The 13483-nt window shown below is 67.5% G+C and carries 12 protein-coding genes; 4 read left to right on the forward strand and 8 right to left on the reverse strand.

The annotated features are described in order from the left end of the window. Nucleotides 1–20: 20 nt before the first annotated feature. Complete coding sequence (locus CF68_RS23000; protein ID WP_051591639.1) at nucleotides 21–941, reverse strand: hypothetical protein; 921 nt, start codon at nucleotides 939–941, stop codon at nucleotides 21–23. 253 nt (nucleotides 942–1194) lie between these two features. Here CF68_RS23000 and CF68_RS23005 point away from each other — a divergent pair, with 253 nt between their 5' ends. Further along, nucleotides 1195–2097, forward strand: coding sequence for a sterol desaturase family protein (locus CF68_RS23005; RefSeq protein ID WP_035823242.1), 903 nt, complete (start codon nucleotides 1195–1197; stop codon nucleotides 2095–2097). A 36-nt stretch (nucleotides 2098–2133) separates the two neighbouring features. On the opposite strand, the gene pobA is transcribed toward CF68_RS23005, so the two are convergent. After that, entirely contained in the window at nucleotides 2134–3303 is a 1170-nt protein-coding gene (pobA, locus tag CF68_RS23010) for a 4-hydroxybenzoate 3-monooxygenase (protein WP_035823244.1), read from the reverse strand. A 126-nt stretch (nucleotides 3304–3429) separates the two neighbouring features. Here pobA and CF68_RS23015 point away from each other — a divergent pair, with 126 nt between their 5' ends. Then, a complete protein-coding gene (locus CF68_RS23015) occupies nucleotides 3430–4338 on the forward strand; it encodes a helix-turn-helix domain-containing protein (protein WP_035823246.1) in 909 nt (302 codons plus the stop codon). 4 nt (nucleotides 4339–4342) lie between these two features. Here CF68_RS23015 and pcaD read toward each other — a convergent pair whose 3' ends face one another. The 4 genes from pcaD to pcaH form a co-directional block, all read right to left on the reverse strand. Next, a complete protein-coding gene (gene pcaD, locus CF68_RS23020) occupies nucleotides 4343–5521 on the reverse strand; it encodes a 3-oxoadipate enol-lactonase (RefSeq protein ID WP_035823248.1) in 1179 nt (392 codons plus the stop codon). A gap of 70 nt (nucleotides 5522–5591) precedes the next feature. Next, the gene (locus tag CF68_RS23025; protein WP_035823250.1) at nucleotides 5592–6947 is read right to left on the reverse strand and encodes a 3-carboxy-cis,cis-muconate cycloisomerase; all 1356 of its coding nucleotides are present in this window, start codon (nucleotides 6945–6947) and stop codon (nucleotides 5592–5594) included. 107 nt (nucleotides 6948–7054) lie between these two features. Then, nucleotides 7055–7624, reverse strand: coding sequence for a protocatechuate 3,4-dioxygenase subunit alpha (gene pcaG / locus CF68_RS23030; RefSeq protein ID WP_035823251.1), 570 nt, complete (start codon nucleotides 7622–7624; stop codon nucleotides 7055–7057). A gap of 7 nt (nucleotides 7625–7631) precedes the next feature. Then, nucleotides 7632–8333, reverse strand: coding sequence for a protocatechuate 3,4-dioxygenase subunit beta (gene pcaH, locus CF68_RS23035; RefSeq protein ID WP_035823254.1), 702 nt, complete (start codon nucleotides 8331–8333; stop codon nucleotides 7632–7634). 94 nt (nucleotides 8334–8427) lie between these two features. Here pcaH and CF68_RS23040 point away from each other — a divergent pair, with 94 nt between their 5' ends. Further along, nucleotides 8428–9381, forward strand: coding sequence for a LysR substrate-binding domain-containing protein (locus tag CF68_RS23040; protein ID WP_035823256.1), 954 nt, complete (start codon nucleotides 8428–8430; stop codon nucleotides 9379–9381). Here the strand turns inward: CF68_RS23040 and CF68_RS23045 are convergent. Next, on the reverse strand, nucleotides 9375–10757 hold the full coding sequence (locus CF68_RS23045; RefSeq protein ID WP_035823257.1) for an aromatic acid/H+ symport family MFS transporter: 1383 nt from the start codon (nucleotides 10755–10757) through the stop codon (nucleotides 9375–9377). The two genes, CF68_RS23040 and CF68_RS23045, sit on opposite strands and share 7 nt — an antisense overlap. A 470-nt stretch (nucleotides 10758–11227) precedes the next feature. On the opposite strand from CF68_RS23045, the gene CF68_RS23050 reads away from it, so the two are divergent. Continuing rightward, complete coding sequence (locus CF68_RS23050; protein ID WP_035823260.1) at nucleotides 11228–11428, forward strand: DUF2905 domain-containing protein; 201 nt, start codon at nucleotides 11228–11230, stop codon at nucleotides 11426–11428. 15 nt (nucleotides 11429–11443) lie between these two features. On the opposite strand, the gene CF68_RS23055 is transcribed toward CF68_RS23050, so the two are convergent. Continuing rightward, the gene (locus CF68_RS23055; protein WP_035823262.1) at nucleotides 11444–13393 is read right to left on the reverse strand and encodes a methyl-accepting chemotaxis protein; all 1950 of its coding nucleotides are present in this window, start codon (nucleotides 13391–13393) and stop codon (nucleotides 11444–11446) included. Nucleotides 13394–13483: the final 90 nt, after the last annotated feature.

Here is a 13483-nt window from a genome sequence, read left to right on the forward strand (position 1 = left end):
GGATGAAAATCCGAAGGCCCTCAGGCCAGGTGGGCGGGGACCCAGACGGCACCGGCCCAGTGTCCGGGCACCAGGACGGCCGCCCTGGCTGGGCGGGCGACGTAGACGGCGCGGGGTGCGACATAGACCGTACGCGGCAGCGGCGTGGCCCGCACTACCACGGCCGGCAGCGGCGTGGCGGCGACCACGACCCTGGCGGGCGGCGGCGGCGGCACGTAGATCGCCGCAGGCGGCGGCGTCACCACCACTGGCGGCGTGCTGACGGCCACCGTCGCGCCGACGGGCGTCACGCTGCCGGCGTTGGCCACCGTGGTGCCATGGACCACGGTGGCACCGCCACCAGTGGTGACGACGCCAGGGACGACCTGGGTTGCGCTGCCCGCATGCGTGACGGTGCCGCCCAGTGTGCCCGTCACCGTGCCGGAGCGGTAGCAGGCCGCACCCGCACAGCCCGTCGATGCCGCATGGTTGACGGTATTGCCATTTGCGCCAGTGACGGTGCCTGACGACGAATACTGGCCGGCGCCTGCGCGCGTCACGCTGCCCGCCGTGGTGGCGCTCTGGCCATTGGGGCCGGTCAGGTCGCCGGTATGCGAGCAGGTGCCGCCGGCGCAGTTGGTGCTGCCATCGTGCTGCACCGAGCGGCCATTCGGCCCGGTGGCGGTGCCGGCACTCGAGAACTGCCCTGGCGCATTGCGCGTCACAGTGCCGATGTTGGTGGCCAGGCCGCCGTCAGGGCCAACCACACCGCCGGCGTGCGAGCAGCTGCCGCCACCGCAGGCGCCGACGTGCGCGCCGTTGTAGACGCCGCGCGGCGTATAGGCCGTGCCGTGGCCGCCCCATGCGGCAAAGGCCGGGGTGCTGGCCAGGATCACCAGCGTGCCCGCGGCGATGCCGAGCAGGCGCGGCAGGCGGGAAGTTTGTGAAAGGCGGTGGGTCATCGCAGGTCCTTCAGGTTCGGTTCGGGCCGCGCACTGCAGCGCGGCGACGGGACGAACTATAGGCAAGGCTCCTGCGTTTTTCGCGCCCGGAAAAATGTCGCCGTGTTACACGGCTCCACCCCAGCAGCCATGACATCCGGCGACATATCTCTCGCATGGCGATTGCCGCGGCCGCCTACTACATTTGCTTCACCGACGCAGCGACGGACCTTTCCGCAAGCCAAGCGTCTCAACTCACCGCACTGGATGGATCATGCACAACCTCGGAAGATTCACGCTCTATGTCACGGCCTTCGTCGTGGCGGTCTCGCTGGTCGAGGCATTGGTGCTGGCGCGCAAGGCCCGCCAGCAAGGCAAGGACTACCCCTGGCATGAAATCGGGATGTCGCTCGCCGACCTCGTCGGACGCAAGCTGTTCGCGCTGCTGCCGCTGTCGCTGGCCACGCCGGTGTTCTCGTTTGCCTGGCAGCACCGCATCTTCACGGTGGAGATCAACAGCGCGCTGGCCGTGCTGCTGCTCTTCGTGGGGCAGGAGTTCTGCTACTACTGGTACCACCGCGCGTCGCACCGCATCCGCTTCTTCTGGGCCACGCATGCGGTGCACCACTCGCCCAATGAGCTGACGCTGGGGACGGCGTATCGCCTGGGCTGGACCGGCAAGATCACCGGCACGGCGATCTTTTTCGCACCGCTGGTCTGGCTCGGGGTGCGTCCGGAAGTAGTGCTGGCCGCGCTGAGCCTGAACCTGCTGTACCAGTTCTGGCTGCACACCACCTGGATTCCTAAGCTGGGCTGGTTCGAGTACGTGTTCAACACGCCGTCGGCGCACCGCGTGCACCATGCATCGAATGTCGACTACCTGGATGCCAACTATGGCGGCGTGCTGATCCTCTTCGACCGCCTGTTCGGCACCTATGTGGAAGAGCGCGCCGACGAGCCCTGCCGCTATGGGCTGGTCAAGCCGACCACCACGCATAACCCGCTGGTCAATCAGTTCGAGCACTGGGCCGGTCTGCTGCGCGACATGGCCAACGCCGGCAGCGTCACCAATGCCATCGGTTACCTGATCATGCCGCCGGGCTGGACGCCGGACGGCAGCGGCGAGACCACGGAGAGCCTGCGGCGGCAGGCACAGGGGGAGAGGATGGGGGTGTAAGTGGTGAAAGGCGCGGCGATGCCGCGCCTTTTTCGTTCAATAAGGCAAGCCTACATAGTTCTCCGCCAGCACCCGCGACGCCGCCTCCGACCCCACCAGGTAATCCAGCTCCGCCTGCTGCATCCGCAACGAGAACGCATCTGCATCCGGAAAGCGGTGCAGCAGCGATGTCATCCACCACGAGAAGCGCTCGGCCTTCCACACCCGCTGCAGGCAACGCGCGGAATAGCCATCGAGGCCGCTGGCATCGGCATGGCGGTAACGGGCTTCAAAGCCCTCGGACAACGCCAGCACATCACTGGCCGCCAGGTTCAACCCCTTGGCCCCGGTTGGCGGCACGATATGCGCAGCGTCACCCGCCAGGAACAGCCGGCCAAAACGCATCGGCTCGCTCACAAAGCTGCGCAGCGGCGCAATGCTCTTCTCGATGCTGGGCCCGGTCACCAGCGCGCTTGCCGTCTGCGGATCGAGCCGGCTGCGCAACTCCTGCCAGAAGCGCTCGTCTGACCAGTCTTCCACGCGCTCGCTAGCCGCCACCTGCACGTAGTAGCGGCTGCGGTGGCGCGAACGCATGCTGCACAGCGCGAAGCCGCGCTCATGGCTGGCATAGACCAGCTCATCGGCAACGGGTGGCGTCTCCGACAACAGCCCCAGCCAGCCAAACGGATAGACCCGCTCGAACACCTGCCGCGCCGCCACCGGCACGCTCTCGCGGCAGATGCCATGAAAACCGTCGCAGCCGGCGATGTAGTCGCAGGCCACCTCGTGCATGGCGCCATCCTTGCGATAGCGCACCGACGGCGTGCTTCCGTCGAAACCGTGCACGCTCACCTCCTGCGCTTCATAGACGGTGGGGGTGTCATCGGCGCGGCGCGCATCCATCAGGTCGCGCGTGACCTCGGTCTGCCCGTACACCGTGACGCTGCGCCCGATCAGCGCATGCAGGTCGATATGATGGCGCTGCCCGCCGTACGACAGGGCGATGCCGTGGTGGACCAGGCCTTCCGCATGCAGCCGCCCGGCCACGCCGGCACGTTCCAGCGCGTCGACGGTGACGCTCTCCAGGATGCCCGCGCGGATGCGGCCAAGCACGTATTCGGGACTGCGTTGTTCGATGATGATGTTGTCGATGCCGGCGCGTGTCAGCAACTGGCCGAGCAGCAGGCCGGCCGGGCCGGCGCCGATGATGGCAACCTGGGTGCGCATGTCTTGTCTCCTTGTGGGTATCCGTCTTCTGCCGCTAAAGATAGTCGGCGGAGACCCGCCAAGGAATGGACAGATCGAACCAATGACAGGACAATCGGAACATCGATGGTAAACACCTAAGCCACCGTGAAACCTGTCCCGACATACTCGCTGTATGGCATCAATCCCTCGGAACTGCTGGAAAACCAGCTCCATTTCGAATCCATTGCCGCACGCAGCCGCCTGCACGGATGGGAGATCAAGCCCCATCGGCATGATCGCTTCCTGCAAATTCTGTACATTCACTCAGGCGCCGGCGAAGCCCTGCTGGAGGAGCGGCGCGAACGGCTGCGCAGCGGTTCGCTGGTGACGATGCCGCCACGGCACATCCACGGCTTTGTCTTCACGCCGGACACCGACGGCATGGTCGTGACCATGACCGACAGCCACCTGCGCACGCTGCTGGCGGGTGTGCCGGATGCGCTACCGCTGTTCGCCGATCCGCGCCACGACCGCGTGCGCCGGGGCCACGCGCTGGCCGATACGCTGGCACTGGTTCGCGGCGAGATGGAAGCTGTGTCCGCCTGGCGCGGGGCGTCGCTGTCGGCGTTGCTGACGCTGCTGCTGATCGGCATCGCGCGGCTGGCCAATGCCGCCGCGCCGGCCGCGGCGCGCAGCGACAGCCGGCCCGCGCGGCATTTCCGGCTGTTCCAGCAGTTGCTCGAATCCGACTATCGTGAGCACAAGGACATCACGCACTATGCAGGCGCCATCGGCATCACACCCACGCAGCTCAACCGCGTGTGCCGCCAGGCTTGCGGGCAGTCGGCCCTGCAGATGATCCACGCGCGCGTGCTGGCCGAGGCGCAGCGCGACCTGCTGTTCAGCGACCTGGAGGTCAAGCACATCGCACTGTCGCTCGGGTTCGCTGACGCGGCCTACTTCTCGCGCTTCTTTGCGCGGCTGGTAGGGCAGGCGCCGACTGAATTCCGGCGATCAGGGCGCGCGCGGCTGCCGGCATTTGCCATGCCGGCAGCCGCAGATGCAGCGGGCTGACTGGTCAGTTGGCCGCCTGGTCCATCCCGGCGAACACCTCCTCGGCCAGATGAAATGCCGAGTTCGCCGCCGGCACGCCGCAATAGATCGCGGTCTGCAGCAAGACCTCCTTGATCTCGTCGCGCGTCACGCCGTTGTTGGCGGCGGCGCGCAGATGCAACTTAAGCTCCTCCGGGCGGTTCAGCGCCACCATCATGGCGATCGTCAGCAGGCTGCGCGTATGCCGCGGCAGGCCTTCGCGCGTCCAGATCTCACCCCAGGCATAGCGCGTGATGAGGTTCTGGAATTCCTCGTTGAGCGGTGTCAGCTGTGCGAGCGAACGGTCGACGTGCGCGCTGCCCAGCACTTCGCGCCGCACGACAAGGCCGGCGCCGTAACGCGCATGATCGTCGCTCACCGGCAGCCGTCCGCGCACGAAATCGAGCAGCGCCGCCGTGAAGCGGCCGGGCTGCTCGAAGCTTGAAATATGCGCGGCGGGCAGTTCGACAAAGCGGGCGCCGGGAATCGCATCAGCCAGCGCGCGGCCTTCCTGCGCAGGGGTCGACGGATCCTGGCTGCCGGCGATGACCAGCACCGGGACCTGGATCGACGCGACCGACTCGCGGAAATCAGCGTCGCGCACGGCCGCGCAGTTGGCCGCATAGCCGCGCGGGTCAAGCCCGCCCAGCACATCGCGCAGGCCGTCCAGCGCGCGCTCCGCCGTGGCGGCAAACCCCGGCGTGAACCACCGTTCGACCGAAGGCGCGACCATCACGGCCATGCCCTCGCGCCGTACGGTGTCGATGCGGGTATTCCAGCCGTCGGCATTGCCGATCTTCGCGGCGGTATTGGCCAGCACGATATGCGAGAACCGCTGCGGCGCATGGATGCCCAGCCACATCCCCGTGAGCCCGCCCATCGACAGGCCACAGAACACCGCCTGCCCGATCCCCAGCGCATCCAGGATGGCGATGACGTCCTGCCCGAGCTGCGCCACGGTGAAGGCATCGCCCGGCGCAGTCGAGCGGCCGTGGCCGCGGGTGTCGTAGCGCACCACGCGATAGCGACCAGCCAGCGCGGCAGCCTGCGGCTCCCACATGGTGTGATCGGTACCGAGCGAGTTCGAGAAGAGGATGGCGGGCGCGGAATCGGGGCCGTCAACGGTGTAGAAGAGCCGGGCACCGGCGTGGTCGAGGTAGGGCAATGCAGTCTCCTTGGGTGCGTGGCCGGCGGCGTGGCCGGCGCATCGCGGTAGTTCCGGGCTCAGGGCAGTCTCAGGACTGGCGCGCCGCCAGCGCGGATTGCCAGGCCTGCACGGCAGCGTCCGCAAAGGCCGCTGACTGGCCCGCGTAGTTGGCGGGATCGGCAAGGCGATCCAGCGTGGCGTCATCGAGCAGGCCGGCATGCGCCGGGTCGGATTGCAGCGTGCGGGCCAGCGCGTCGCGCAGGCTGGTGCCTTCGGCCACGGCACGCTGCGAGGCGCGTTCCACCAGATGGTGCGCCGGCAGCCGGCCGATCCTGCTGCCAAGTTCAAGCATCGCCGCCTCGCCGAGGATCAGGCCATGGGTCAGGCCGAGGTTGGCACGCATGCGCGCCGCATCGACCTGCAGCCCCGCCACGACCTCGCCCATCTGGCGCAGCGCGCCGGCGGCCAGCGTCACGATCTGCGGCAGTGTGTCCCACTCTGCCTGCCAGCCGCCCAGGGCGCGTTCATGCTCCTGCACCATGCCCGCCAGCATCGTCGCCACCAGCGGCGGCACGCGCACCGCAGCCGTCAGCACCGCCGCGCAGCCGACCGGGTTACGCTTGTGCGGCATGGTGCTGGAGCCGCCGCGGCCGGGACCAGACGGCTCGGCCACTTCGGCCACCTCGGTCTGCATCATCAGCGAGATATCGCGCGCCATCTTGCCGAGCGTTCCGGTCAGCATGCCCAGCGTGGTGGCAACCTCGACCATGCGGTCACGATGCGCGTGCCACGGCAGCACGGCCGCGGCCAGGTCCAGTTCGCGGGCCAGCGCGGCGGTCACTGCGGGCGCGGCCTGGCCAAGGCTGGCGAGCGTGCCGGCGGCGCCGCCGAACTGCAGCACGCGGGCCTGGGCGCGGGTGGCATCGAGACGGCCGAGATCGCGGCGCAGCGCATCGAGCCAGCCCGCGGCCTTGAGGCCGAAGCTGGCCGGCAGGGCATGCTGGAGCCAGGTGCGCGCGACCATCGGCGTGGCCCGATGCGCCGAAGCCAGCGCGGCGCAGGCTGCTCCCAGGCGCACCAGGTCGGCATCCAGCGCGCGCAGCGCGTCGCCGGCCTGGAGCACCAGTGCGGTGTCGATGATGTCCTGGCTGGTGGCGCCCCAGTGGACAAAGCGCGCCGCCTCGGCATCGCGCGCGGCCACGGCGGCGGTCAGTTGCCTGACGAAGGGAATGGCGAGATTGCCAGCAGCGACCGCGGCTTGCGCAAGCGCGTCGCGGTCAATGATGCCGGGGTCGCGGCAGACGTCGGAAATCACGGCCGCGGCCGCGGCAGGGATCACGCCGCTGTCGGCTTCGGCGCGCGCGAGCGCGGCCTCCACGGCAAGCATGCGCTGAACCGTGCCAACGTCGGAGAAAATGTCCAGCACGGCCGGGCTGCCGGACATGGGATCAGTGAGACGCGTAGCGGTTGGCATTGGGGGCGATGGGTAACGTGAGTGGCCGTGACATCGACGGCCACCCGATTATGCGTCTGTTGCCGGCAGCGGGGTCCTCAGATATCGAAGAACACTGTCTCGTTCTGCCCCTGCAGTGCCACGTCCCAGCGCAGCGTACCGTTGCCGGCATCGCTGGCAATCAGCGTGCCGCGGCGCTCGGCGGGAACCAGCGCCAGCACGGCATCGGCGGCATTGGCCGCCGCTTCGTCCGGGAAGTACATGCGCGTGGCGACATGCCTGACCAGGCCGCGCATGAACACCGACACCATGATGTGCGGCGCCTGCGGCCGTCCGTCCGGACCCGGCACGGCGCCCGGCTTGACGGTGACAAAGCGGAACGAGCCGTCGGCCTCGGTCGGCACACGGCCAAAGCCGGTGAAGCCGGGCACCAGCGGCAGTTCGCGGATGTCTTCAGGATGGCGGTAGCGGCCGGCAGGGTTGGCCTGCCAGATCTCGACCATGCCGTCCGGCACGGGCTGGCCGTCGCCATCAGTCACGCGGCCTTCGATCACGATGCGCTCGCCGGCCAGCTGCGGGGCGCTGGCGGTCAGGTCGGCGCAGTTCAGTGCATTGAGGCCGATATGCAGGTAAGGGCCGACAGTCTGGGATGCGGTGGCGTAGAGCATGGTGGTCTTACTCCATCGGCGTGGCATCGCGGCCACGCAGCACGATATCGAAACGGTAGCCGAGCGCGTATTCCGGCTGGGTGGATTCCCAGTCGAAGGCGGCGATCAGGCGGTTGCGCGCTTTCTCGTCCGGCACGCAGTTGAAGATCGGGTCGAACGGCAGCAGGGGATCACCGGGGAAATACATCTGCGTCACCAGGCGCGTGGCGTAGGCATTGCCGAACAGCGAGAAGTGGATGTGCTGCGGCCGCCAGGCGTTGTGGTGGTTGCGCCAGGGATAGGCGCCGGGCTTGATGGTCTTGAACTGGTAGTGTCCGTTGGCGTCGGTCACGGTGCGGCCCTCGCCCGAGAAATGCGGGTCGAGCGGCGCGTCGTGCTGGTCGCGCTTGTGCAGGTAGCGTCCGGCGGCGTTGGCCTGCCAGACCTCGACCAGCGCGTTCGGCACCGGCCGGCCGTTCTCGTCCAGCACGCGGCCGGTCACGAGAATGCGCTCGCCGATGGGCTCGCCGCCGTTGCCGACGGTGAGATCGTTATCGCCTTCGCGGACGAACTCGGCGCCGAAGGTGGGCCCGGTCACTTCAGACAACGACTGCGGCAGCGCAATCAGCGGCTGGTCCGGCGAGCGCTTCTGCGTCGAGGCATAGGGATCGAAGCGGTATTCGGGCTGGGTGTCCCAGTAGGGACGGCGGTACTGGGCAAGACGGGTCATCGCGCAGTCTCCTTGTCATTGGAATGGTTTGACTTTAAACAACACATAAAGTCATGTAAATTAAGATTACTGAGAAATACGATAACTTTTATGCATGAAACCACAGGCCCCTCCCGCACTCGAAATCTTCCGCAATCGCGTGCGGCTGCGGCACCTCTATTGTTTCGTGGCGGTGTCGCAGACCCAGCACCTGGGCCGTGCGGCCGAACGTCTGGGCCTGACCCAGCCGGCCGTCTCCAAGACACTGAGCGAGCTCGAGGAACTGGCCGGCACCCGCCTGCTGGTCCGGCAGCGGGCCGGCACCGAACTGACCACCGCCGGCACGCGCTTCCTGCGCCACGCCCTGCGCATCCTCGCGGACATCGATGCCGCGGCGGACAGCATGGCCGGCGCGGATGCGCTGCCGCAGGAGCGCATCCGGCTGGGTGCGCTGCCAAGCGTGGTGCCGGCCGTGCTGACTGATGCCTTGCTGCGTTTCCGCGCCGCGCACCCCGAGGTCGGCCTGGCCGTGCAGACCGGCATGAACCGCAACCTCATCGACCAGCTCAAGGCGGATGTGCTCGACCTCGTCATTGGCCGGATGGATGACCCGGTTGCCATGGAGAGCCTGTGGTTCGAGTCCTTGGGCCCGGACTCGCTGGCTCTGGCGGTTCGTCCCGCGCATCCCCTCGCCGCCGTATCGCGGCCAACGCTTGTTGACGCGCTGGCATGGCCGCTGGTGATTCCGGCCGCGGGCTCGATTCCCCGCCACAACACCGAAAGCCTGCTCGCCCGGCACGGCCTGCCCCTGCCGGGCGGATGCGTGGAAACCTCGGATGCCTATCTCGGACGCCTGCTGGCACGGCAGAGTGACAGCGTGTGGGCAGCGCCGCTCTCCGCAACCAGGCGCGCGGTGTCCGAGGGGGAGCTGGTACTGCTGCCGATCGATACCCAGGGCACCGAGGAACCGATCGGCCTGCTGCGGCACGGCGACCGCACGCTCACGCCGATGGCCGAGGCGCTGGCGAACTGCATTCGCGCCGCGGCCCAGCCTGATTCCGCTCAGTGACTTGCCACGCTTGCGCTGCCATTGACCGAGTCGACGGCAGCCGCGGGGCGGCTGCTGAAATGCTTCACCAGCAGTGCACCGGCGGCAAGGAATGCCGGCACGGTAAGCAGCGTAAAGATCGTGTCGAAGCCCAGGTGCAGGCGCAGCAGTTCAGCACCGAGCAGCGCGCCGGTGATGCCGCCGAAGCGGCCGATGCCAAGCATCCAGGCAACGCCGGTGGCGCGGCCTTGCGTCGGGTAAAAGGCCGCGGCCAGCGAAGGCATCGAAGACTGGGCGCCGTTCATGGCCGTACCGGCGACGAAGATCAGCACGCCCAGCAGCACCTGGCTGCCGGTGCCGTGGCCCACTGCGTAGATCAGCACGCCGGTTGCGGCGTACGCGATGGCGATGACCTTGTTCGGGTTGAAGCGGTCCATGAACCAGCCGGCCGCAATGGTGCCGATGCCGCCGCCGAGCGGAAAGAGCGCCGTCAGGAATGACGCGTGCTGGATCGAGAAACCGGCGTCCTTCATCAGCGTCGGCATCCAGCTCGTCAGCAGGTAGAAGATGACGAGGCCCATGAAGTAAGTGGACCACAGCATCACCGAGCCCAGGCGATAGCCGGGAGCAAGCACAGTGCCGATGGGCGATTTGGTCGCGGGTGCCTGTTCGCCGATGACGAATGCGTTCGCCTCGCTCAGATCCGCACCCGTCACGCGCCGCAGCACGCTGCGGATCTGGGTGGCCGGATAGTTGCGCAGGACCATGTAGCGCACGGACTCCGGCAGCAGCACCACCAGCAACAGCGCGAGCGCAAGCGGCACGATGCCGCCAAGCAGCAGCACGCTGTGCCAGCCGAAGTGCGGAATCATCGCGGCGGCGACAAAGCCGCCGGCCGCTGAACCCAGCGGAAAGCCGCAGAACATGGTGTTCACCAGCACCGCACGGCGGCGTTGCGGCGCGAACTCCGATGTCAGCGTCACGGCATTGGGCATGGCGGCGCCCAGGCCAAGGCCGGTCAGGAAGCGCCAGACCGTGAGCCAGCCCAGCGTGGGCGCATACGCGGTGGCGAGGCTGCAGGCGCCAAAGAAGAAGACGGACAGCACCAGCACCTTCTTGCGGCCGACACGGTCAGCCAGCGGACCGGCGAAGATCGCACCGAAGGCAAGGCCGAACAGGGCCGCGCTCATGACGGGCCCGAGGGCGGCTTTCTCAATCCCCCAGTCCTGCACCAGCGCCGGCGCGATATATCCGATTGCCGCGGTATCGAAACCGTCAATGGCAACGATCAGGAAGCACAGCACAAGAATGAGCCACTGGTAACCAGTGAATCGCTGTCCGTCGATCAGGGCCTGGACGTCCGTGACGCCGCCCTTCGTTTGGGTGGGATGTTGCACTGCTGTCTCCGTTTGCCTGGAAATCGCACTATCCGTCCTGCAGGCCGGACATGCGATTTTGTTCTAATGGCGAACTGCTGTTCTCCAATTGAACGGAATCTTAGGCAACGGGCATTGCGACTCAGAATTAGCGTTAACCCGGCGGGAAATTGGCCGTCCAGTGTGTGGATTTCACCGGAATGCGCCATTTTTGTGGAACCAGATTGAGCACCTTGATCAAGAAACAGTGCTTCCTATCATAAAACTTGCTGATCGTGAAATTTACCATCAGACTGGCCTTGCGGCATTTCGGCGGTATAACTAAATTTCATGCAAAGAGCGCCAACTCTCAATTTACATTCCGAAACCCGCGACCTATAGTCCCCGGCCCCCGGTGCGCCGAGCCGATGCAATCCTGCGGCGACGTGCCTGTCCAATGTCTCAGGACACGCGGTGCCACAAGCCGCCAGCCGAACCGAATCCATCCGATCATGCAACGCGTGCTTCTCATCCTTGGCTGCCTGCTGATCGCAGCCGCCGCTGCCTGGCCCTGGCTGTCGAAGCTGCCGCTCGGGCGGCTGCCCGGCGATACCCATATCGTCCGTGACGGGTTCAGCTTCTACTTTCCGATCACGACCTGCATCCTGGTGTCGGTGCTGGTGTCGGTCGTGATCTGGATCTTCCGGCGCTGAGCACTGCGAGGCGGACTAGGCTTGCGCCTCGGTCCGGAACACCGCCACCGCCCGCTGCATATGCAGCGCCTGCTCCTGCAGCGACTGCGCCGCCGCGGCGGCCTCCTCCACCAGCGCGGCGTTCTGCTGCGTGACCTGGTCCATCTGCGTCACCGCCTGGTTGACCTGGGCGATGCCGCTGCTCTGCTCGCGCGAGGCATGGCTGATCTCATCCATCATCGCCGTCACGCGGCCGATGGCGGCAACGGTGTTCTCCATGGTCGCGGCAACGTCCAGCGCCAGCGTGTTGCCCGACGCCACGCGCTGCGCCGATTGCGAGATCAGCGTGCGGATCTCCTTGGCCGAGCTGCCGGCGCGCTGCGCCAGGCCGCGCACTTCGGTCGCCACCACCGCAAAGCCGCGGCCGGCCTCACCCGCGCGCGCGGCCTCCACTGCCGCGTTCAGCGCCAGGATATTGGTCTGGAAGGCAATGCCGTCGATCACTGCGATGATGTCGACGATGCGCCGCGAATCGGCCTCGATCTCCTGCATGGTCTGCTGCATGCGCCCGACCGCGTCGCCGCCGGCGCGCGCCACGCCAGACGCCTCGCGCGCCAGTTCGCTGGCCTGGCCGGCATTGCTGGCGTTCTGCTGCACGGTCGCCGTCAGCTGCTCCATGCTGGCCGCGGTCTGCTCCAGCGACGAGGCCTGCTCCTCGGTGCGCTGCGACAGGTCGATATTGCCCTGCGCGATATCGCCCGCCGCCGCCAGCACGTTGTGCGCGCCGGCCTTGGTGTCGCCGATCAGCGCACGCCAGCTGTCCACCAGCGACAGCAGGTGCCGCTTGATCTCGCTCAGTTCGTCGCGCCCGCGCACCGCGATGCGCAGGGTCAGGTCGCCCGCGTTGATGCGTTCGACCATCTCCGCCACCTGCCGCACGTCGCCGCGCATGCCGCGGCTGAAGCCGATGAACAGGTAGAACGCGGCGGCCACGGTCACCAGCGCAATGCCCGCCAGCAACACGAACTGCCTTTCCTGCACCGCGACACGCTGTGCCAGCATGGCGTCCACGATCCCGGCAAACGCCTTGTTGGCGGCCGCCACGCCTTCGATGGCCGCGGTGGCCTCGTCGAAGTAAGTCTTGGCATCGATATCGATGCCGGTCGCGCCCAGCATCCGGACCTTGAGCGTGCGATGGAAGTTGTCCATCGCGGCGAGCCGCGCCAGCGCGGCGTCGATGCGCGGCCGGTACGCGGGTGCCGCGTTCCCGACGCGCGCGATGTCGCGCCGCACCGTTTCCAGCCCCTCGCGGATCTGCTCGGCGAGCGCGCCCAGGCCTGCCTGCTGCGCGGCATCGGCATAGCCGCCCTGCGCGATGATGCCGGCTCCGCGGCCGCGCGCCAGCGCGCTCAGCTCAGCCAGGCGCGGCATCGGGCCCACCAGCAGGTTGATCAGGTAGTAGGAGCCCGCGTCACTGTCCAGCGCCAGTTGCGAGCGCTCGGCCACGTCGCCGATAAACGCCTGCGTCTGCCGCACCAGCGCGCTGTGGCGCTCGAACAGCGGCCCCGCCATGGTGTCCAGGCCAAGCCCGCGCAGATGCTGCCAGTCCTGCTCCAGCTTGCGCGCCCCGGCCCCCAGTTCGAAGGCAGGATTCTCCGCGATGCTGCGTGTCAGCCCGGCCAGGCTGGCCGCGGCCTTGTTGTCGGCCGCGTCGAAGGTGGTGCGAAAGGCCGCATTGCCCGACAACACCGCATTGGCGGCGCCGCGCCGGACCTGGGTCTCGCGCATGAAGTCGAGCGCATGCCCGACCACGGCAAGCCCCCGCACTTCATCGCCGGTGGTGCGGATCGATCGCGCCGCGTCGCTCAGCACCACGTACATCGCGCCGCATAGCGGCACCAGGAACAGCACGGCGATCAGCGCGAGCTTGCGGTTGATATTCAGGCGCGCCATCAGGCGCTCGGCGGGAAGGAAAAAGGGAGTCATGGCGGTCGCGGAACTTGACTTTGGTTTTCCTCCTATCGGCCTTGATTTGCAGGCCTGAAGCACGGATTTCGACGGTCTTGATAATGCGCA

This window comes from Cupriavidus sp. SK-4 (assembly GCF_000611125.1).
Taxonomy (GTDB): Bacteria; Pseudomonadota; Gammaproteobacteria; order Burkholderiales; family Burkholderiaceae; genus Cupriavidus; species Cupriavidus necator.

Bases quoted from the DNA above. Each gene is read 5' to 3' on its own strand.
- CF68_RS23005 (WP_035823242.1), top strand. From the start codon at position 1,195: ATGCACAACCTCGGAAGATTCACGCTCTATGTCACGGCCTTCGTCGTG.
- pcaG (WP_035823251.1), bottom strand. From the start codon at position 7,624: ATGCTCTACGCCACCGCATCCCAGACTGTCGGCCCTTACCTGCATATC.
- CF68_RS23055 (WP_035823262.1), bottom strand. From the start codon at position 13,393: ATGACTCCCTTTTTCCTTCCCGCCGAGCGCCTGATGGCGCGCCTGAAT.
- pcaH (WP_035823254.1), bottom strand. From the start codon at position 8,333: ATGACCCGTCTTGCCCAGTACCGCCGTCCCTACTGGGACACCCAGCCC.
- pobA (WP_035823244.1), bottom strand. From the start codon at position 3,303: ATGCGCACCCAGGTTGCCATCATCGGCGCCGGCCCGGCCGGCCTGCTG.
- CF68_RS23050 (WP_035823260.1), top strand. From the start codon at position 11,228: ATGCAACGCGTGCTTCTCATCCTTGGCTGCCTGCTGATCGCAGCCGCC.
- CF68_RS23000 (WP_051591639.1), bottom strand. From the start codon at position 941: ATGACCCACCGCCTTTCACAAACTTCCCGCCTGCCGCGCCTGCTCGGC.
- CF68_RS23025 (WP_035823250.1), bottom strand. From the start codon at position 6,947: ATGTCCGGCAGCCCGGCCGTGCTGGACATTTTCTCCGACGTTGGCACG.
- CF68_RS23040 (WP_035823256.1), top strand. From the start codon at position 8,428: ATGAAACCACAGGCCCCTCCCGCACTCGAAATCTTCCGCAATCGCGTG.